General features: G+C 64.4%; 14 protein-coding genes. 6 read left to right on the top strand and 8 right to left on the bottom strand.

Going from position 1 to position 20,057, the window contains the following annotated elements; genetic code table 11:
* From peaB to APH34_RS13185, 4 genes are all read left to right on the top strand, one after another.
* The coding region (gene peaB, locus APH34_RS13200) for a quinohemoprotein amine dehydrogenase maturation protein (protein WP_054901463.1) at positions 1-1,244 on the top strand (1,244 nt) is incomplete at its 5' end.
* Position 1,245: 1 nt separating this feature from the next.
* Positions 1,246-1,569 carry a quinohemoprotein amine dehydrogenase subunit gamma gene (gene qhpC, locus APH34_RS13195; protein WP_054901462.1) on the top strand — a complete coding sequence of 108 codons (324 nt, stop codon included), beginning with the start codon at positions 1,246-1,248 and terminating at the stop codon, positions 1,567-1,569.
* A 32-nt stretch (positions 1,570-1,601) separates the two neighbouring features.
* Positions 1,602-2,723: a quinohemoprotein amine dehydrogenase subunit beta gene (gene peaD, locus APH34_RS13190; protein ID WP_054901461.1), complete on the top strand. Its 1,122-nt coding sequence runs from the start codon at positions 1,602-1,604 to the stop codon at positions 2,721-2,723.
* A 118-nt stretch (positions 2,724-2,841) separates the two neighbouring features.
* Entirely contained in the window at positions 2,842-4,515 is a 1,674-nt protein-coding gene (locus APH34_RS13185; protein WP_054901460.1) for a fatty acid CoA ligase family protein, read from the top strand.
* Positions 4,516-4,572: 57 nt separating this feature from the next.
* Here APH34_RS13185 and mobA read toward each other — a convergent pair whose 3' ends face one another.
* The 3 genes from mobA to APH34_RS13170 all read right to left on the bottom strand — a co-directional run bounded on the left by mobA (position 4,573) and on the right by APH34_RS13170 (position 9,519).
* A complete protein-coding gene (gene mobA / locus APH34_RS13180; RefSeq protein WP_054901459.1) occupies positions 4,573-5,148 on the bottom strand; it encodes a molybdenum cofactor guanylyltransferase MobA in 576 nt (191 codons plus the stop codon).
* 61 nt (positions 5,149-5,209) lie between these two features.
* Positions 5,210-8,332 (bottom strand): efflux RND transporter permease subunit, encoded by a 3,123-nt coding sequence (locus APH34_RS13175; protein ID WP_054901458.1) that lies wholly within the window; start codon positions 8,330-8,332, stop codon positions 5,210-5,212.
* 11 nt (positions 8,333-8,343) lie between these two features.
* A complete protein-coding gene (locus tag APH34_RS13170) occupies positions 8,344-9,519 on the bottom strand; it encodes an efflux RND transporter periplasmic adaptor subunit (protein WP_054901457.1) in 1,176 nt (391 codons plus the stop codon).
* Positions 9,520-9,688: 169 nt separating this feature from the next.
* On the opposite strand from APH34_RS13170, the gene APH34_RS13165 reads away from it, so the two are divergent.
* On the top strand, positions 9,689-10,390 hold the full coding sequence (locus tag APH34_RS13165) for a response regulator transcription factor (protein ID WP_054901456.1): 702 nt from the start codon (positions 9,689-9,691) through the stop codon (positions 10,388-10,390).
* 6 nt (positions 10,391-10,396) lie between these two features.
* The gene (locus tag APH34_RS13160; protein ID WP_054901455.1) at positions 10,397-11,698 is read left to right on the top strand and encodes an ATP-binding protein; all 1,302 of its coding nucleotides are present in this window, start codon (positions 10,397-10,399) and stop codon (positions 11,696-11,698) included.
* Between the two features lie 14 nt (positions 11,699-11,712).
* Here APH34_RS13160 and APH34_RS13155 read toward each other — a convergent pair whose 3' ends face one another.
* From APH34_RS13155 to wecB, 5 genes are all read right to left on the bottom strand, one after another.
* The gene (locus tag APH34_RS13155; protein ID WP_054901454.1) at positions 11,713-12,804 is read right to left on the bottom strand and encodes a GGDEF domain-containing protein; all 1,092 of its coding nucleotides are present in this window, start codon (positions 12,802-12,804) and stop codon (positions 11,713-11,715) included.
* Between the two features lie 80 nt (positions 12,805-12,884).
* Positions 12,885-13,724, bottom strand: a complete 840-nt coding sequence (locus APH34_RS13150; RefSeq protein ID WP_054901453.1) for a DUF4434 family protein — start codon at positions 13,722-13,724, stop codon at positions 12,885-12,887.
* Positions 13,724-16,726, bottom strand: a complete 3,003-nt coding sequence (locus APH34_RS13145; protein WP_054901452.1) for a phage receptor — start codon at positions 16,724-16,726, stop codon at positions 13,724-13,726. The genes APH34_RS13150 and APH34_RS13145 overlap by 1 nt, the downstream gene beginning before the upstream one ends.
* Complete coding sequence (nrfB, locus tag APH34_RS13140) at positions 16,723-18,897, bottom strand: cyclic di-3',5'-guanylate-activated glycosyltransferase NrfB (protein WP_054901451.1); 2,175 nt, start codon at positions 18,895-18,897, stop codon at positions 16,723-16,725. Before nrfB ends, APH34_RS13145 begins: the two co-directional genes overlap by 4 nt.
* On the bottom strand, positions 18,894-20,048 hold the full coding sequence (gene wecB / locus APH34_RS13135) for a non-hydrolyzing UDP-N-acetylglucosamine 2-epimerase (RefSeq protein ID WP_054901450.1): 1,155 nt from the start codon (positions 20,046-20,048) through the stop codon (positions 18,894-18,896). The genes nrfB and wecB overlap by 4 nt, the downstream gene beginning before the upstream one ends.
* Positions 20,049-20,057: the final 9 nt, after the last annotated feature.

Raw genomic sequence — 20,057 nt, 5'->3', positions numbered from 1 at the left:
TCGCCGGTGACGATATCCAGGACACCCTGCGCGAACTGATCGCGCTGGAGCTGGTCAGCGACGGCTCGCCGCTGACCCCGGAGATCGCCCTCAAGCAAGTCGAGCGTACGGCGCTCAATACCGTGGTGCTCAACGTCAATACCGGCTGCAACTTAAGTTGCACTTATTGCTACAAGGAAGACTTGGACAAACCGTCCGCCGGCAAGAAAATGAGCACTGCCACTGCCGAGGCCTCGGTGGACATGCTGCTCAAGGAGTCTCCCGACGAGCAACGCTACAGCGTCGTGTTCTTCGGGGGCGAGCCGCTGTCCAACCGGGCGCTGATCGAGCACATGGTGGCCTACTGCGAGCGGCGCTTTGCCGACGCAGGCAAGCAGGTGGAGTTCATCATGACCACCAACGCCACGCTGCTCACCGAAGAGATTGTCGACTGGCTCAATGCCCACCGCTTCGGTTTGTCGGTAAGCATCGACGGGCCCAAGACAGTCCACGACCGCAACCGTATCACCGTGGGCGGGCAGGGCACCTATGACGTGGTTCGGCGCAAGGCCGACATGCTGCTGTCGCGTTACACCAGCCGCCCGGTCGGTGCGCGGGTGACCTTGACCCGCGGTATTACTGATGTCGAAACCATCTGGCACCACCTGTTCAACGAGATGGGTTTCGCCGAGGTGGGCTTCGCCCCGGTCACCTCGGGTGATATGGCTGATTTCAACCTCACCGCAGACGAGCTGGTCGCGGTGTTTGCCAACATGAAAGCCCTGGGCCGCCGCTATCTGGAGGCGGCGCTGGAGCACCGCAACATCGGCTTCTCCAACCTGCACCAGTTGATCACCGACATCCACGAGGGCCACAAGAAGGCCCTGCCTTGCGGCGCCGGGTTGAAGATGCTGGCCGTGGACCACAAGGGCGAGCTGAACCTGTGCCACCGCTTTACCGGCTCCAGCCTGCCGACGTTCGGCAACGTGCACCAGGGCGTCAAACAGGCGCAGCTCAACGACTTCCTGTCGCAACGCCTGGACCGTAGCAACACCGGTTGCGACAGCTGCCGCATCCGCAACCTGTGCTCTGGTGGCTGCTACCACGAAAGCTACGCACGCTATGGCGACCCGCAGCACCCGACGTACCACTATTGCGAACTGATGCGTGATTGGGTCGACTTCGGCATCGAGGTCTACAGCCGCATCATGGCCGCCAACCCGGCCTTCATCGACCGCTACATTACCCCGCGGAAGGCGCACTGACATGAAGCACTTGAAGCCCCTGAACAACAAGGCGCGCATCCTCGAGCAGGCTGCCGCCCAAGACCGCGTCGAAGAAGTCATGGCCATGAGTGCGGTGGCCGGCTGTACCGCCACGACCGACCCGGGCTGGGAAGTCGACGCCTTTGGTGGCGTCAGCTCGCTGTGCCAGCCAATGGAGGCGGACTTGTACGGCTGCTCCGACCCTTGCTGGTGGCCGGCACAGGTGCCGGACATGATGAGCACCTATCAGGACTGGAACGCCCAGGCGACCAATTCGCAGGACGATTGGCGCAACCTCGGCACCGTGTTCCCGAAAGACAAGTGACCGGCCCAACAAGAATGACAAGGGGAAACCGCATGAAACCTGGACTCTGCGCGCAGCTCGCGCTCACCGTTGCCGCTACGGCCTGCACCTGGGCGGTACAGGCCGATGACTCCGGGCCTGCCCTGAAGGCTGGCAAGGAATACCTGATCGCTACCAACTACCCGAACAATCTGCATGTGGTCGATGTCGCCAGCGATACGGTGTACAAGAGCTGCCACCTGCCCGACGCGTTCGGCCCGGGCACCGCGATGATGGCGCCGGACAACCGCACGGCCTACGTGCTCAACAACCATTACGCTGACATCTACGGCATTGACCTGGACACCTGCAAAACCACGTTCCACGCCAACCTGTCGAGCGTGCCCGGCGAAGTCGGCAAGTCGATGTATTCGTTCGCCATCAGTCCCGATGGCAAAGAGGTCTATGCCACCGTCAACCCGAGCCAGCGGCTGAACGACCATTACGTGGTCAAGCCGCCGCGCCTTGAAGTGTTCCGCACTGCCGACGGTGTCGGCGCCAAGCCGGTGCGGACCTTCCCCATGCCGCGCCAGGTGTACCTGATGCGTACCGCCGACGACGGCAGCCTGTTCGTGGCAGGGCCGGATATCTACAAGATGGACGTGAACACCGGCAAGTACGAGGTGGCGTTGCCGCTGCGCACCTGGAACCGCAAAGGTTACAGCGCTCCGGACGTACTGTACTTCTGGCCGCACCAGAGCCCGCGGCATGAATTTTCGATGCTCTACACCGTTGCCAAGTTCAAGGACGAGCAGCAGAACCCCGACACGGCCGAGCTGCTGTACGGCTACCTGAGCATAGACCTCAAGACCGGTAAGGCCCACACCCAGGAGTTCGCCGACCTGACCGAGCTGTATTTCACCGGCCTGCGCTCGCCAAAGGATCCGAACCAGATCTATGGCGTGCTCAACCGCCTGGCGCGCTATGACATCAAGCAGCGCAAGCTGATCAAGGCGGCTAACCTTGAGCACACTTACTACTGCGTGACCTTCGACAAGAAGGGCGACAAATTGTACCTGGGTGGCACCTTCAATGATCTGGCGGTGTTCGACCCTGAGACGCTGGAAAAAGTGAAGAACATCAAGTTGCCGGGTGGGGATATGTCGACCACTACGCCGCAGGTGTTTGTCAGGTAATCGAAGTTGCCCGCTTAGCGGGGCAGGTTTGCGCTCACAGGGCGTTGTGCGAGGCCTGTGGGGCTAGTCCCGCGAAAGGGTTGGTGAAACCACTACAAGAACAACAATGGGAGCGCCCATGACCGAGCCCAGCTACACCCAGGGCAACCAGGACAAAGCCCTGCTCACTCAATGCATCGGCGATGCATTCGACGCCACTGTCGCCCGCTTCCCCGACCGCGAAGCCCTGGTGGTCCGCCACCAGGCCTTGCGCTACACCTGGCGGCAACTGGCCGAGGCAGTCGATCAGCATGCGCGCGCCCTCATGGCCTTGGGGGTGCAAGCCGGTGACCGCCTCGGCATCTGGGCTCCCAACTGCGCCCAATGGTGCATCACCCAGTTCGCCAGTGCCAAGGTCGGCGCGATCCTGGTCAACATCAACCCCGCCTACCGCTCCAGCGAGCTGGATTATGCCCTCGGTCAGTCTGGGTGCCGCTGGGTGATCTGCGCCGACGCGTTCAAGACCTCCGACTACCATGCCATGTTGCTGGGGCTGATCCCCGGGTTGGCCAACGGGCAGCCCGGGGCGTTGCGCTGTGAGCGTTTCCCGGAACTGCGTGGGGTGGTGAGCCTTGCCAGCACGCCGCCCCCGGGTTTTCTCGCCTGGCATGACCTGCAGGCCTGCGGGAACTCGGTAACGGCGCAAGCCCTGGCCGAGCGCCAGGCGCAGCTGCAGCCCGGCGACCCCATCAATATCCAGTACACCTCCGGTACCACTGGCTTCCCCAAAGGGGCCACGCTCAGCCACAGCAACATCCTCAACAACGGCTATATGGTCGGTGAAAGCCTGGGCCTGACCGAGCACGACCGCCTCGTGGTGCCAGTACCGCTGTACCACTGCTTTGGCATGGTCATGGCCAACCTGGGCTGCATGACCCACGGCAGCACCCTGATCTACCCTAACGATGCCTTCGACCCGCTGGCCACACTACGAGCGGTCGCCGAAGAACAGGCTACCGCGCTGTACGGCGTACCGACCATGTTCATCGCCGAGCTGGACCATCCGCAACGCGCTGACTTCGACCTGTCGAGCCTGCGTACGGGCATCATGGCGGGCGCCACCTGCCCGATCGAGGTCATGCGCCGGGTGATCGACGAAATGCACATGGCCGAGGTGCAGATTGCCTATGGCATGACTGAAACCAGCCCTGTGTCGTTGCAGACCGGTGCAAACGACGACCTTGAACGCCGCGTGACCAGCGTTGGTCGCACCCAGCCCAGGTTGCAGAGCAAGGTGATCGATGCCGACGGTAACACTGTGCCGCGGGGTGAGATAGGCGAACTGTGCACCCGTGGCTACAGCGTGATGCTGGGCTACTGGAACAATCCCAAGGCCACCGCCGAAAGCATCGACGAGGACGGCTGGATGCACACCGGTGACCTGGCGGTGATGGATGAGCAGGGCTACGTGCGTATCGTCGGGCGCAGCAAGGACATGATCATCCGCGGCGGCGAGAACATCTACCCGCGTGAGCTGGAGGAATTCTTCTTCACGCACCCGGCCGTGGCCGATGTGCAGGTGATCGGCGTACCATGCAGCCGGTATGGTGAAGAGATCGTCGCCTGGGTGCGGCTGCATCCGGGCCATGCGGCGAGCGAGGATGAACTGCGCGAGTGGGCGAAAGCGCGGATCGCGCACTTCAAAGTGCCCCGGTATTTTCGCTTTGTCGATGAATTCCCAATGACGGTCACCGGCAAGGTGCAGAAATTCAGGATGCGGGAAATCAGTGTCGAGGAACTGTCTGCGGGTTAAGGCACCGGCCACCTCGCGGCCAAATCCGCGGCGTGGTCGGTGAAAACCGTTGGGCGTCTAGTCCTGCAGCAAGTCCGGGCTGTTGAAGTTACTCAACCGCGGGTCGTCTTCGGCACACGCCAGCCCCTGCACCGCTTCAAGCAGCAGGGCCTTCTGCAGGCTCCGCTCTCCCGCTGCCCAGGCCTGCTGCAGCACCGGCAGCACTCGGCGTGGCAGCACACTGAACATTGGCTGCCAATATCCCGCCTGGCGCACCATCGCGGCACTGTCGTGGGCCACCGCCAAGCGCAGCAGATCCTCGATCAACCGTTGATCGATCAGCGGCGCATCACAGGCCAGCAGCACCACCCATTGATGCCGCGCCGCCGCCAGCCCGGCGATCACCCCGGCCAGCGGCCCCGGGAAGTCTGCCTCGGCATCGGCCACCAGATGATCGGCAAAGGCGCGATAACGGTCCTGGTTGCGGTTGCAGGAGATCACCACATCATCGCTAAGCGCTCGCGCTACCCGCTGCACATGCGCCACCAGGGGTTCGCCACGCCATTGGACAAGCCCTTTGTCACGGCCGCCCATACGCTGGCCGCGGCCGCCGGCGAGGATGAGGATGGAGCAGGGGGGCAGGGGAGTGGTCATGAAAAAGGGTTCCGGGCAGTCGATACCCGGAACCCTCTCATTCAACCCCGTTGCTGTCCAGTCAGGCGCCGGTTGATTCCACCTGATCGGCCCGGGTCTTTTTACGCTCAGCCAGGCGCATCACCACCACGAAGAACACCGGCACGAACACCAGCGCTAGGGTTGCGCTGAGCATGCCGCCTATCACCCCGGTGCCGATGGCCTGCTGGCTCGCCGAACTGGCGCCGGTGGCGATGGCCAGCGGCACCACGCCGAGGATGAACGCCAGCGACGTCATCACGATCGGCCGCAGGCGCAGGCGGGCTGCCTGCACGGCGGCGTCGACGGCATCCACGCCTTGGTCCACCAGGCTCTTGGCGAACTCGATGATCAGGATTGCGTTTTTCGCCGACAGGCCGATCAAGGTAATCAGACCGACCTTGAAGAACACGTCGTTGGGCATGCCGCGCAGGGTCACCGCCAGCACCGCACCCAGCACGCCGAGTGGCACCACCAGTAGCACGGCGGTGGGGATGGACCAGCTTTCGTACAGGGCCGCCAGGCACAGGAACACCACCAGCAGCGACAGCGCCATCAGCAAAGGCGCCTGGCTACCGGACAAGCGCTCCTGCAACGACAGGCCCGTCCATTCCAGGCCGGCGCCGGCCGGCAATTGCGCGACCAGGCGCTCGACCTCGGCCATGGCCTCGCCTGAGCTGTAGCCGGCTGCCGGCTCGCCGGAGATCGACACGGCCGGGTAACCGTTGTAGCGGGTCAGTTGCACCGGACCGCTGACCCACTTGGCCTGGACGAAAGCACCCAGTGGCACCATCTTGCCGCTGCTGTTGCGCACGTGGATTTTCAGCAGGTCCTCGACCTGGCTGCGCTGGTCGCCTTCGGCCTGCACCACCACCCGCTGCATGCGGCCTTGGTTGGGGAAGTCGTTGACGTAGTTGGAGCCCACGGCAGTGTCCAGGACGGCGCCGATGTCGGCAAACGAGATACCCAGGGCATTGGCCTGGCGGCGGTCGATTTCCAGTTGCACCTGCGGGCTTTCGGCCAGCGACGCCTCGCGCACGTTGACCAGCACCTTGCTCTTGCGCGCGCCAGCCAACAGTTCGTCACGGGCTGCCATCAGTGCGGTGTGGCCCATGCCACCTCGATCCTGCAGCCTGAACTCGAAACCGGTCGACTCGCCCAGGCCGTCGACCGGGGGTGGCAGCACGGAAAAGGCCACCGCATCCTTGAGCTGGGCGAACGCCGCGCTCGCCCGTTCGGCGATCGACTGGGCGCTGTCGTCGGCGCCGCGCTCGGACCAGTCCTTGAGCGTGGTAAAGGCCAGTGCCGCGTTCTGCCCGCTGCCGGAGAAGCTGAAGCCCAGGATTACGGTGGTGTTGCCCACGCCCGGTTCCTGGCCATTGTGCGCCTCGATCTGCGCCGCGACCTGTTCGGTACGCATGCGGCTGGCACCCGGTGGCAATTGGATGTCGGTGATGGTGTAGCCCTGGTCCTCGGTGGGGAGAAACGCCGTGGGCAATTGGCTGAAGCCATAGCCGAGCACCGCCAGCAGCACGCCGTACACCAGCAGGTAGCGCCCACTGCGCTTGAGCGCCTGGACTACCCAGCGCTGGTAACCGTCGGTCATGGCCTCGAAGCGTCGGTTGAACCAGCCGAAGAAGCCCTTGCGCTGGTGCTGCTCGCCCTTGGCCAGCGGCTTGAGCAGGGTGGCGCACAGGGCCGGGGTCAGGCTCAGGGCCAGGAAGGCCGAGAACAGGATCGACACGGCCATCGACACCGAAAACTGCTGGTAGATCACCCCGACCGAGCCTTTCATGAACGCCATCGGCAGGAACACCGCCACCAGCACCAGGGTGATGCCGACGATGGCGCCGCTGATCTGGCCCATGGCCTTGCGGGTGGCCTCCTTGGGCGGCAAACCTTCCTCGGCCATGATCCGCTCGACGTTTTCCACCACGACGATGGCATCGTCGACCAGAATGCCGATGGCCAGGACCATGCCGAACAGGGTCAGCACGTTGACCGAGAACCCCAGTGCCAGCATCACGGCGAAGGTGCCCAACAGCGCCACCGGCACCACCAGGGTGGGGATCAGCGTGTAGCGCAGGTTCTGCAGGAACAGGAACATCACCGCAAACACCAGCAGCATGGCTTCGAACAGGGTACTGATGACCTGCTGGATCGAGACCTTGACGAAGGGTGACGTGTCATACGGGATGTCGTACTTGACCCCTTCGGGGAAGTAGCGCGACAGTTCCTGCATCTTCGCCCGTACCAAGGTGGCGGTTTGCAGGGCGTTGGCGCCGGGCGCCAGCTGCACGCTGAAGGCGCTGCTCGGTTTGCCGTTCAGGCGAGTGCCGTACTGGTATTCCTGCGCGCCGATTTCCACCCGGGCAACGTCGCCGATGGTGACCGTCGAACCGTCCGGGTTGGCCCGCAGGACAATGGCGGCAAACTCTTCGGGGGTGCTCAACTGGCCCTTGACCACCACGTTGGCGGTGATCTCCTGGGTACCGCTGGCCGGCAGGTCACCGATGCTGCCAGGGGCGACCTGGGCGTTCTGCCCGGCAATGGCATCGGCCACGTCGTTGGGTGTGAGGTTGAAGCCAATCAGCCTGGCGGGGTCGATCCAGATCCGCATGGCACGTTCGGAGCCATACATCTGGGCTTTGCCGACGCCTTTGAGGCGACGGATTTCGTTCATCACGTTACGGGCAAGGATGTCGGACAGCGCGGTTTCATCCAGGCTGCCGTCTTCGGAGGTGAGGGTGCCGAGCAGCAGGAAGCCGGTGGACACTTTTTCCACTTGCAGGCCTTGCTGGGTCACCGGCCGCGGCAGCCGCGACTCGACCACCTTGAGGCGGTTCTGCACATCGACCTGGGCAAGGTCCGGGTGGGTACCTGGCTCGAAGGTGGCAGTGATGGTGGCGCTGCCCAGGCTGCTTTGCGACTCAAAGTACAGCAGGTTATCGGCGCCGTTGAGCTCCTGCTCGATCAGGCTCACCACGCTCTCGTCCATGGTGGCCGCCGAGGCGCCCGGGTACACGGCATAGATTTCCACCTGCGGCGGCGCCACGTTGGGGTACTGGGCAACCGGCAGTTGCGGAATGGCCAGTGCACCGGCCAGCAGGATGAACAGGGCGACCACCCAGGCGAACACCGGGCGGTCGATGAAGAACTGCGGCATGGGTCAGGCCCTCACTGGCCGTTGTGCTGGGCGATGGGCTGGCTGCCCGGGCTGGCGTCGACCTGGACCTGGTCGCCCGCCTTGACGTGTTGCAGACCTTCGATGACCACGCGCTCGCCAGGGGCCAGGCCTTCGCTGACGATCCAGCGGTCGCCCTGGGCGTTGCCGAGCACAACCGGGCGTTCGCTCACGCGCGCCTGGGCATCGACCACCAGCACCTTCGGCACCCCGGCGCTGTCACGCAGGATTGCGCGCTGCGGCACGCTGATGCCTTTGGGTTGCACCGCCTGCTCCAGGCGCACTCGCACATAGCTGCCGGGCAGCAGGTCGAGGTCGGGGTTGGGGAACTCGCTGCGCAGGGTGATCTGGTTGGTGCTCGGGTCGACGCTGATGTCAGAGAACAGCAGCTTGCCAGGCAGCGGGTAAGCACTGCCGTCATCCTGGATCAGCGTGGCGCGTGCTTCGCCATTGCCTGCCTGTTGCAGCTCGCCGGCACGCAATGCGCGGCGCAGGGTGTTGAGCTCGCGGGTCGACTGGGTCACGTCGGCATGGATCGGGTTAAGCTGCTGAATGGTCGCCAGCGGCGTGGTCTCGTTCTGCCCCACCAGCGCACCTTCGGTGACCAGGGCACGGCCGATGCGCCCGGAGATCGGCGCGGTGACCGTGGCATAACCCAGGTTCAAGCGCGCCCGCTCGAGCGTGGCCTTGGCTTCAGCCACTACGGCATCGGCCTGGAGGAACGCGGCCCGGGCATTGTCGTACTCCTGGCGGCTGACCGCCTTGTCGTCGACCAGCTGACGATAACGCTGTTCCTGGAGGCGGGCCTGGTACAGGTTGGCCTGAGCCTTGGCCAGGGTGGCGCGGGCACTGTCGTGGTCAGCCTTGAACGGTGCCGGGTCGATCAGGAACAGGACGTCGCCTTGCTTGACGTCGCTGCCCTCACGGTACACCCGTTTGAGCACCACGCCGGCCACCCGGGCCCGGACTTCGGCAGTGCGCGGGGCAAGAATGCGCCCGCTCAGTTCGGTGCTGATGGCCAGGGGTTGGAGTTGCAGCGTTTCCACCCGCACCTGGGGCTTGGGTTGCTGGTCGCTCTGCTCGGCAGTGTCGTTGCAGCCGGCCACGCTCAGGGCCAGAAACGCCGTTAGCGCCACGGGGCGCAGGCGATGGGGGACGGTAATAGGCATACGGATCTTCCGATGATGACCCGGCGTATGCTAAAGCAGCCGCTGCCTGCCTGCCTGTTAATACCTGTAAAGTGTGTGTGAAAAAGTGTGAAGAATGACCCTGTCGCCATGGCGGATTCTATATTCTGACTGCCAGTCAAGCCTTCCCTAATCGCCATCCCAAGTCCCTATGCCGAATATTCTCCTGGTCGAAGACGACAGTGCCCTGTCCGAACTGATCGCCAGTTACCTGCAACGCAACGACTTCCATGTGCGGGTGATCGCCCGCGGCGACCATGTGCTCGACGCCGTGCGCCTGGAAAAACCCGACCTGGTGATCCTCGACCTGATGCTGCCCGGCAACGACGGCCTGCAGGTGTGCCGCCTGCTGCGCCAGCAGTCACATTGCCTGCCGATCCTGATGCTGACGGCCCGCGACGATAGCCATGACCAGGTCCTGGGCCTGGAACTGGGCGCCGACGACTACGTGACCAAACCCTGCGAGCCACGCGTTCTGCTGGCGCGCGTGCGCACCTTGTTACGTCGCAGCAGCGTCAACGAGCCGCACCTGGACAGCGAGCAGATCCAGATCGGCGGTTTGCGCATCGACCTGGCCGAGCGCGTGGTCAGCTGGCGGGGCGAAGAAGTGGAACTGTCGAGCGGTGAGTACAACCTGCTGGTGGTGCTGGCCCGCAATGCCGGTGTCGTGCTCAGCCGCGACCGCATCCTGCAGCAGTTGCGGGGGATCGAGTTCAACGGCACCGACCGCTCGGTGGACGTGGCCATTTCCAAGCTGCGCCGCAAGTTCGATGACAGCGCCGGCGAAGCGCGCAAGATCAAGACGGTGTGGGGCAAAGGCTACCTGCTGAGCCGCGTCGAGTGGGAGTGCTGAGGGCACATGCTGAAGATTCTGGTGCGCCTGTACCTGGTGATCATCGTCGCCTATGCCGGTGCTCTGCTGTTGATCCCGGACGCCATCGTCGGGTTGTTCCATGACCGCTTCGTGGCCTACAACCTCGACCAGGCCAAGGGTGTGCAATCGCTGATCGTGCGCCAGTTCCGCCAGGCCCCGCGCGAGCAGTGGCCCGCCGTGGAGCAGGACCTGGCGCGGGTGTTCGCGCCGTTGCAGGTCAGCCTGTTGCGCAAGGACCAGGCCGGGTTGAACGTGGATGAACAGGCGCGCCTGGAGCATGGCCTGTACACGGTGCGCATCGGCGACTGGGGCTATTACGAAACCGTGCTGGCGCCGCTGGACAAGGACTGGCTGGTGAGCCTGCATTCGCCACCGGACCCACTGGATATCAATGTGCTGTCCTGGGGGGTGACCGTGCTGATCGGTGCCGCGATGCTGGGCTGCCTGCTGTTGTGGGTATGGCCGCACTGGCGTGACCTGGAGCGGCTCAAGGAAACCGCCAGGCGCCTGGGCCAGGGGCAGATGGCCGAGCGCACCCATATCTCGCCGCATTCGAACATCGGTGAGCTGGCTGGTGTGTTCGACACCATGGCCAGCGACCTGGAGCGCCACGTCAATAAGCAGCGCGAACTGCTCAATGCAGTGTCCCATGAACTGCGTACCCCGCTTACCCGGCTGGATTTCGGCCTGGTGCTGCTGTTCGACGAAGTACCGGCGGCCAGCCGCAAGCGCTTGCTGGAGTTGGTCGGGCATGTTCGGGAGCTGGACGATCTGGTGCTTGAGCTGCTGTCGTACAGCCGGCTGTACAACGCCGACCAGGCCCGTGAGCGGGTCGAGGTGTCGTTGCTGGAGCTGGTGGACAGCGTGCTGGGTGGCTTTGCCGAAGAGCTGGACGCCCGCGGCATCGCGTGGGAGGTGCGCGCCGTGGGCAAGCTGCCACGCTTCGTGCTTGACCCGCGGCTGACGGCGCGGGCGGTGCAGAACCTGGTGCGCAACGCCATGCGTTATTGCGATGAGAGCCTGCTACTGCGCTTGCGTCTTGAGCCGGACGGTGCCTGCCTGTTGACGGTCGAGGATGACGGAATCGGCATTCCGGTGGAGGAGCGCGAGCGTATCTTCCAGCCGTTCTACCGCTTAGACCGCAGCCGTGACCGCAATACCGGCGGTTTCGGCCTAGGCCTGGCCATCAGCCGCAGGGCGATCGAGGGGCAGGGCGGCACACTGACCGTGGCGCAGTCGGCCTTGGGGGGCGCGCAGTTCAGGATCCGCTTGCCTGCCGGTGGCTAGGCGGGCGTTGCCTGCTAGCTGCTTTCAGCCAGCCTGGCCGTCCACAGCACGAAGCGATCCTTGCCGCTGTGCTTGGCCTCGTACAGTGCCTGGTCAGCACGCACCAGTGCCGTGGTCAGGCTATCGCCGTTGTCCACCCGTGCCAGCCCGATACTGATCGTTACCGGGTGCGGGCCCTGGTCGTCACGCACCCGTTCGCACAAGGCGCTGACCTGCCGCTCGGCCGCGTCCTGGTCCAACCCCTGGAAGAAGATCACGAACTCCTCGCCGCCCAGCCGGGCGAACTCGTACGTCCCCATCGACGCCTTGATATGCGCGGCCACGCGCTTGAGCACTTCGTCGCCGATGTCATGGCCAAACCGGTCGTTGACCTGCTTGAAGTTGTCGATGTCGATCATCGCCAGGTACTGCCCGGCGGGCGATTGCCGCAGCTGGCGCTCGGCCTTGGCCATGAACGAGCGGCGGTTGGGGATGTCGGTCAGCACGTCGACATAAGCCTGTTCGAGCAGCACCTTGGACATGTAGAAGTTATGCAGCTTGGCCTGGCGCAGGCGCAGGTAGCTGTAGATCACCAGGCCGCTGAGAAACACGGCATAACTCAGCAACATGGCAGCTTCCAGGTCGTCCAGGTCGATGTTGGTGCCGTAAAAGGGGTTGAGCACAGCCCACGTGACGACCATGGCGCAGAAAAACGACCAGCGTCGTACAGGTAGCACCGAGACGCTGTAGAGCACGGTGGAGGTCCCCAGCACCAGCCATACGGGACGCAGGGCGATCGGGATGCCGTCAATGACCAGCCTTATGGCCAGGGTGATGACGGCAATGAACAGCAGGTTGAGCACGTCGAAGTGGTGGCTGTTGCGGGTGAAGCCCAGGACGACGGTGAGGGTGCCCATCAGGGCCATGAACACCCCCGATAACCAGGTGAAGCCCTGGCCGCCCAGGTAGCTGACGATGATATCGAAGACGAGCCAGACGGCGACGCTGATACAGAAAATCAGCTGGCAAAAGCGCCGGGAGTTATCGAATTCGTGTTGACGAAATTCGGCACGCAGGGCCGCGGGTGCGACCTGCTGGCGGACGTACTCCTCGATGGTCTTGAACATCCGGGGGCTCCTGTGAGGACTGCATTGTCAACACTGGCGCTGTTGCTGGCAAGCCAGCGAAAGAGTCGGTACGAACAGGCTCACTGCTGCGGCAGCACGCCTTGGGCCCACGGTCGATAGCGCACGTCAAACACCGCCTCGGCATGGCATCCGCCCGCAAGCTGCGGCGCCGCCGGCTCGGCGTGAAAGGACTGGCCCGGTGCACTGACCTGGCGAAACGCCTCGCGCACCACGCCTACCCGGCACGGCAAGGCGTGCTCATAGGCCTGGCGCACCAAGGGCGGCAGCCGCCCGGTACCGGCTCCGTCCTGCCACCAGACCGTCAAACCCAGCCCGGCAAGCTGATCCAGCCACGCGCCATTGACGCCCGGTGCCAGCGTGCCTGCGCTGAAGGCACTGATGTGCAGGGGTTTGTCCAACTGCCGGTTGAATGCCTGCAACTGGCGGTACAACGCGTCGCGGCGGGAGGCGTCACGAAAGTGCAGATCGTCCAGCTCCATCGGCAGGTACCAACCCGCCACGGGCAGTTGCCAAGTTTCACGCAGCTGTTGGTAGTGGCTCAACGAGCGACCCAGCTGGGCTTTCCAGTAGCTGCTCAAACCGTCCGCGTCGAGCGCCTGGAGGCGCTGGTAGTAGGCGGGGTCCATGTACAGCCCTAGCACCAGTTCAAGGCCTTGGGCGCGCGCTTCGCGCAGGCTGTTGGCCAACCAACCCTGGGCACCGCCGAAATCGCTGTCACCGTAGGCGCTCCACTGCACGATCAAGGTGGTGCCGCCCTGGGCCGCCGTAGCCTGCCACAGTTGCTGCCACTGGGCAGGGGTGACGCCAGCGTCGCGGTTCAACGGTTGGTAGAACACGCGCTGCTCGGCCAGGGCCGGCAGGCACAGCGCAACCATGCAGATAGCCAGAAAGGTACGCATCAGAAGGTCATCTCCGCGCCAACCAGCACACCATTGGCGCGCTGGTAGAGGTTGCCACCCAGCGATTGCTGGTACTCGGCGCGTACTTTCAGCGAGCCGCGGTAGGCGTTGTACCGGTCGTCGTCGAACCACCATTGCCAGCGCACGCCGACACCGGCACGGGCATCCTGGCGCCAGTCGTTGCTCGGGTCCTGGCTCGCGAACTCGAGCAAGCCATAGGGCATCACCGTCTGTGCTGAGCTGCCGGGCAGCTTCCAGGTGTGGCCTTGTTGGTAGCGTGACAGCCAAGCGTGGTCACCGGCGCGGGTCCACCACGCAGCGTCGAGGTAGAGGAAGCGCTCGTTCCAGTCGTCCTCGTCGATCCGCCAGTCGTTGCGCCATGCCCCCTGGTCGAGGAAGGAGGCCGTTGCGCGCAGTAGCAGGTCGTTGCTCGACTCGGCGTTGTGCCGCAAGTCTCCCCAGTTGCCGCCGACCTTGGCCGGGCTTAGCAGCTCCCCAAGGCTCAGGCCGCTGTAGTGCTCGGCATCGATCTGGCGTTGATGGTAGAGCTCGGCGTACAGGTTGAGGTTGGCCTGGCCAAAGGGCTTGTAGCGCAGGCCAACGCCGGTGCCCATGCTTTGCGCGTAGTCAGTACGGCTCTGGCCGCCGAACAGCACCCGCCCATAGACCGACAGGGTGCTGCCGTTGCGGCTGGGCTCTTCACCCAAGGCATGGTCCCACATGGCCAACTGCACGTTTTGCGACTGCGTGCGGCGGCGGCTGCCGCTGCGCTGGCCGTTGTCGAGGAACTTGTCGTTGGTCGAGGTGCCAGCGGGCGACCAGGTGCTGGCCAGCGTGATGGTGTCGCGCCGCGACAGGCTCTCGTGGGCCCGGCGCTGGCGGTACTTGCGCGCCTCGAGGCTGCCGTATTCATCGTCGCCGTCCACCAGGTGCTCTTCCACATCGATCACCCGCCGCAGTTCGCGGCGGGCCGCAGCGCTGTTTTCGGCCTCGTCATACCGCAAGGCGAGGGTTTCGCCCAGGCGGTAGTCTTCGGGGAAATCCTGGGTGGCGCGCTCCAGGTAAGGGATCGCCTGGCGGCGCTGGGCCTTGTCGGGCGAGCCGGCCAGGCGCATCCCGTAGTCGGCGCGGTAGCGCGGCTGGTCGGGCGCAAGGCGCACTGCCTCGGCCAGCCAAGCGGTGCTTTGTGCGCTGTCGCCGGCCAACTGGGCAGTGCTGGCGGCGGCATAATAATGGTCGGCACGCGGGCTGTGCGCCAGGGCCTGACGCTGAAAACCCAGGGCCGCGGGCAGGTCACCCTGGCGTTGGGCGATCGCGGCCCCCAGGGCCCAATCGTCGGCGCTGCGGTGCGCGGCGGCGTCCCAGTAACGGCGGGCAGCCTGTGGGTCGCCGGCGTTCAGCGCGCCAGCGGCGGCCGTCAAGCGGGCATTGTCAGTCCAGGCGCTGGCTGGCAGGCTGCGCCAGATCGGCAGGGCGGCCTCAGCGTCGCCGGCAGCCTCCAGCGCGTAGGCCAGCGGTAACCGGTTGCCTGGGTCGCCCAGGCGTTCGGCGGCCTGGTAGTAGACCACGGCTTCACCGGGTTGCTCGGGCATGGCGCAGCGGCCCAGGGCGCGAAACTGCCCGGCTTCGCCGGGGTTTGCCGGTATCGCCTGGCGTACGGCATCGCACTGGCCGGCTTCGGCCAGGCGGCCAAGCAACTGGGCACGGGTGTTGGCATTGACCCTGGGAACAAGGCTGAGTATCCGCCTGCTGTCCAACGGGCTTTCGTTGCGTGCGTAGATATTCCCCAGGCGTTGCAGCAGTGACGGCGTCAGGCGCCCCTGGCGGCGATCGTACGCCTGTTCCAGCAATGACCGGGCGCGCTCGCGTTGATCGTGTTGCACCAACAGGAACGTGGCCTGTTCGAGCGCGGCCAGGTCACCGTGCTGACGGTAGCGTTTTTCCCATTCGGCGGCCGTGCGCGGCTGTGGCGGTTGCACGGGGTCCCCGTACAGGCGCTGCTTGAGTATCGCGTAGGCGCGTGGGTCGGTGTTGGCGGGGCAGCCCTTGAATTGTTCCCGGGCGACATCCGGGTCATGGCGCGACAGCCAATCGACCGTCTCAAGGCAGGGGCGTTGCAGTTCGTTGCTCAGGCGCCGAACCAATGGGGCATCGCCGCCTTCACGGGCCAGTTCCCACAACTGCTGGCGCAGCTCGGGTTGCTGCAACTGCGCGGCGGGCAGGGTTTGCAGCCACCGCTGCGCCTGCTGGTTATGGCCCATGGCGATGGCACGGTTGGCCATGGCCAGCCGCATCTGGTTGGCCACCTCGGCGGAGGGGGCGCTTTGCAGCAATTGGCTCAGGCCCTTTTCATCGACCTGCTGCACGTAGGCATTGGCCAGGCGCTGCCAGTCTTGGGCCGGTAACTGGCCCTGGGCGGCAAGTGGTTGCAACTGGTCGATGGTCTCTTTCCAGTTGCGCAGTTGTTCGGCGAAGTTGGCCCGTGCCAGGCGCAATACCGGGCCATCGTCACGCGGCGGCAGATGGTTGAGCCAGTCCAGCGCTTTGCCGGCACCGCCAAACTTGGCCAGGCTCAAGCTGTAGGCCTGCCACAGGCGTACCCGTTGCACGCCCTGGGCAGCGTCCAGCCAGGCCTCTACCTGGCTGGGGGGCGGCGGGTCCTGCTCGATCCAGGTCAGGCGCAGTTCAAGCAGTGCGTTGGCGTATTCGGGGCCATCACCGAGCTGCTCGGCCAGGGCTTCGGCTTCCTTGTAACGGCGCTGGTGGGCCAATGCCTGCACCAACAGGGCGCGGGCCTCGTTGTTGTTGGGTACACGCCCCAGTACATGGCGGGTCAGGCGCTCGACCTCGGCCCAATTGTCCTTTTTCGCTTCACGGTAACCGCGCTCCATGAACGGGAAACTGGTGAAACGCTGGAAGTCCGTCATCGGTGCGGCCAGGGTGGGCAGGGCGGTGGTGCACAGCAGCAGGCCAGCGAAGGTCAGGGTAAGCCGTGGCTTCATGCCACCTCCCGGGTCAGGTCAAAGGCGGCCTGCTGTTCGCTGGCCTGTTCGGCGAGGGCTTCTTGCAACACCTGTTCAGTAATGATGCCCCGGGCGACCAGATGCGCTCCGAGGCTTTGCTGCTCGGGGTCGAAGTCGATCAAGGCCTGGTTGAACAAGGTCACCGGAACCATGCCGCGCACCTGCAGCAGGGTGCCGAGCATGACCTGGTGGGTGCTGACCTGTTCGATCAGCTGGGCGTTGTCCTGGTGCCGTTCGAGCACCGCGAGCATCTGCCGGGTTTCCTCTTGCTGCCAGGGGCTTGGGTAGTGATAGCGCAAGCCCAAGGTTACCCGCCCTTGTGGCGCCAAACGACAGCGCACCGGGCGCTTGAGCTGTCGGCTGATCACCCCCAGCGACACCTGGCTGACCGGGCTCTCGCTGGCCAGCACCAGGGCGTCGCCGTCCTCGGCCACTGGCAGCACGCCATAGTGGGTGGCCAGCCGGCGTGGTAACTGGGCGATCAACTGCGGGTCGAGCTTGAATGGGTTGAGCGGTGCCCATGGCAGGTCGAGCTGTTCGGCCAGGGTCTGCACCAGCTGTTCGCTGGTCAGCCAGCCACGCAGCAGCAGTTCGCGGCCCAGGCGTCGGCGAACAGGGCTGGTGATGGCCTGCTCGAGCTGCTGTTCGGTGATGTAGCCTTTTTCCACCAGGCGTTGCCCGAGGGGCGTGCGGGCGGGGGCGGCGAGGGCAGGGAATTCGTGGGTGGTCTTGTCCCACGCCACCCGGCGCGAGTCGCCCATCTCCATGACCTGGCGCAACGCACGCAGGTTGGCGAAGAAATTGACGAAGTTGCTCCACATCATCCGCGGCGCCGACAGCAGCCCTTCGCCGATGCCGTAGTAGCGGGTGACGAACCAGCCGCGCTGGAACAGGCGGTTGATCAGCAGCAGCCCGTTGAGCCACAGCAGCGTGGTGAGCAGCCAGCTGTCGCTGAGGATTGACATGAAACGCCAGGACTCAGGGGCGATCACCGTCACCAGCCACATGGCCAGCAGCACCAGCAGCAACAGGTTGACCAGGAAGCTGAGCAGGTAGGCGAACAGCCCGCGGCGGTCTCGCCAGAGGAAGTAGTTGAGTGCCCCTGTACGGCTCCAGCCGAGGTTGCTGGTGCCCTGGAAGACGATGCCGACGATCCACCGCGATTTCTGCCGAATGGCATGCTGCCAGTCGCGAGGGAAATGCTCGCGCACGCAGATCACCTGGGAGAATTCACGGCTCATGCCCAGGCGCCATTGCTGTTCAAGCGCCAGTGCCGGGTCGCTGATGGAGTACCGGGCGAAGATGCACTTCATGCCTTTTTGTTTCAGGCGAAAGCCGATGTCGTAGTCTTCGGTCAGGCTCTGCACGTCGAAGGCGATGCCGTCGCCGTCCTCGAGCAGGGCGCTGATGGCGCGGCGGCTGAAGCAGGTGCCGACGCCGGCGCTGGGCACCTGGCCGGTCAGTGCCTCGCGGACGATCACGTCCTTGCCATGGTTTTCGGCGAATTCGTCGACATAGTGGCCGGCGGTGAAGCCCTTCCACTCCGGGGCATAGGGGTATACCGGTATCTGGATCATGTCCTTGGCCGGCAACAGGTAATTGAACAACCGCAGCTCCATGGGCGAGATCACGTCTTCCGCGTCATGCAAGATGAAGCCGGCGAACTCGATACGTGCGTCGTCCTGAAAGCGCAGGATGGCGTCGATGATGTTGTTCAGGCAGTCGGCCTTGCTGGTCGGGCCAGGGCGGGCGCAGATCACCTTGTGCACGTTGGGGTAGTGCAGGCAGACCGCATCCACATCAGCTTGGGTCTGAGGATCGTTGGGGTAGGTGCCGACGAAAATCTGGTAGTTCTCGTAGTCGATGGTCGAGGCTGCCAGGCGCGCCATTTCGCCGACTACGCCGACCTCGTTCCAGGCCGGCACCATGATCGCCAAGGGCTTTTCCGGTACGTCGAACAGGCGTTTTTCATCGGCTTTTTCGTATTTATCGTAAATGCGAAAGCGCCGAATCAGCTTGCGACCCCAGTAGCACAGGTCGATGAACAGGTCGTCGAGCCCCAGCAGGAACATCAGTGTGGCGAGGATGATGGCGAGGATCTTGAGGCCGAACAGGACATAGGTGAGAAAGTCGATGAAAGCCAGGCTCATGCGTCGTCTCGTTGGGTGTCGGTTTCTGCGAACCAGCGGCTCAGGCGCTCGGCGATGATCTCACTGGCGTGGCCGTCACCGAACGGCGTGAAGACACGCGCCATGCGGGCATAGGCCTCGGGGTCGTCGAGCAGTTGACTGGTTTCCTTGACGATCCGTTCGGTCAGGGTGCCGACCAGCTTCACCGTGCCACCTTCGAGTACCGACGGACGTTCGGTGACCTTGCGCAGCACCAGCACGGGCTTGCCCAGGGCCGGGGCTTCTTCCTGGATACCACCGGAGTCGGTGAGGATGAGGTGGGCGCGGTTCATCAGCCAGACAAAGTGCTGGTAGTCCTGGGGTGCGATCAGGTGGATGTTGTCGCGCCCGGAAAGCAGGCCGTAAACGGCTTTCTGTACTTGCGGATTGAGGTGTACGGGGTAGACGAACTGCACGTGCGGGTAACGCAGGGCCAACTCGGCCAGGGCCAGGCAGATCCGCTCGAAACCGGCACCGAAGTTTTCTCGACGGTGGCCGGTGATCAGCACCAGGCGCTGGCCATCAGGCAGTGCATGCAGGGGCGAGTCGGCGGCCGGCTGCCACTGGCTGCGGGTCAGGTGTTCACGCATCCACAGCAACGCATCGATCACGGTATTGCCGGTCACTTCGACCTGTTCCAGGGGCACGCCTTCGCGGAGCAGGTTGTCCCGGGATTTGGTCGTAGGCGCGAAATGCAAGTCGGCGATCACCCCGGTCAGGCGCCGGTTGGCCTCCTCGGGCCAAGGTTGCTGAAGATTGCCAGTACGCAGCCCGGCCTCGACGTGGCCAATGGGAATATGCCGGTGAAAGGCGGCCAGGCCGGCGATGAAACTGGTGGTGGTGTCGCCGTGGACCAGCACGATATCGGGCTGGACCTGGTCGTAGGCCTTGTCGATCTTGTCCAGCAGGTCGCGGGCCAGGCCATTGAGGGTCTGGTTCTGGGTCATGACCTTGAGGTCCTGGTCGACGCTAAGGCCAAACGCGGTGAGCACCTGTTCGAGCATCTCGCGGTGCTGCCCTGTGGAGCAGATATGCAGTTCGATATCAGGAAATTCACGCAGAACCCTGGCCAGCGGGGCCATCTTGATTGCCTCTGGGCGGGTTCCGAATACCATCATGACAGTGTTAGCCATCGGCCTCTC

Origin of the sequence: Pseudomonas sp. NBRC 111131, assembly GCF_001320525.1 — a bacterium.
Taxonomy (GTDB): Bacteria; Pseudomonadota; Gammaproteobacteria; order Pseudomonadales; family Pseudomonadaceae; genus Aquipseudomonas; species Aquipseudomonas ceruminis.
This window is presented reverse-complemented; position numbering and strand designations above follow the sequence as displayed.

What these genes read in the sequence shown, in the direction of transcription:
- qhpC (WP_054901462.1), top strand. Translation starts at nt 1,246, where the DNA reads ATGAAGCACTTGAAGCCCCTGAACAACAAGGCGCGCATCCTCGAGCAG.
- peaD (WP_054901461.1), top strand. Translation starts at nt 1,602, where the DNA reads ATGAAACCTGGACTCTGCGCGCAGCTCGCGCTCACCGTTGCCGCTACG.
- APH34_RS13185 (WP_054901460.1), top strand. Translation starts at nt 2,842, where the DNA reads ATGACCGAGCCCAGCTACACCCAGGGCAACCAGGACAAAGCCCTGCTC.
- mobA (WP_054901459.1), bottom strand. Translation starts at nt 5,148, where the DNA reads ATGACCACTCCCCTGCCCCCCTGCTCCATCCTCATCCTCGCCGGCGGC.
- APH34_RS13175 (WP_054901458.1), bottom strand. Translation starts at nt 8,332, where the DNA reads ATGCCGCAGTTCTTCATCGACCGCCCGGTGTTCGCCTGGGTGGTCGCC.
- APH34_RS13170 (WP_054901457.1), bottom strand. Translation starts at nt 9,519, where the DNA reads ATGCCTATTACCGTCCCCCATCGCCTGCGCCCCGTGGCGCTAACGGCG.
- APH34_RS13165 (WP_054901456.1), top strand. Translation starts at nt 9,689, where the DNA reads ATGCCGAATATTCTCCTGGTCGAAGACGACAGTGCCCTGTCCGAACTG.
- APH34_RS13160 (WP_054901455.1), top strand. Translation starts at nt 10,397, where the DNA reads ATGCTGAAGATTCTGGTGCGCCTGTACCTGGTGATCATCGTCGCCTAT.
- APH34_RS13155 (WP_054901454.1), bottom strand. Translation starts at nt 12,804, where the DNA reads ATGTTCAAGACCATCGAGGAGTACGTCCGCCAGCAGGTCGCACCCGCG.
- APH34_RS13150 (WP_054901453.1), bottom strand. Translation starts at nt 13,724, where the DNA reads ATGCGTACCTTTCTGGCTATCTGCATGGTTGCGCTGTGCCTGCCGGCC.
- APH34_RS13145 (WP_054901452.1), bottom strand. Translation starts at nt 16,726, where the DNA reads ATGAAGCCACGGCTTACCCTGACCTTCGCTGGCCTGCTGCTGTGCACC.
- nrfB (WP_054901451.1), bottom strand. Translation starts at nt 18,897, where the DNA reads ATGAGCCTGGCTTTCATCGACTTTCTCACCTATGTCCTGTTCGGCCTC.
- wecB (WP_054901450.1), bottom strand. Translation starts at nt 20,048, where the DNA reads ATGGCTAACACTGTCATGATGGTATTCGGAACCCGCCCAGAGGCAATC.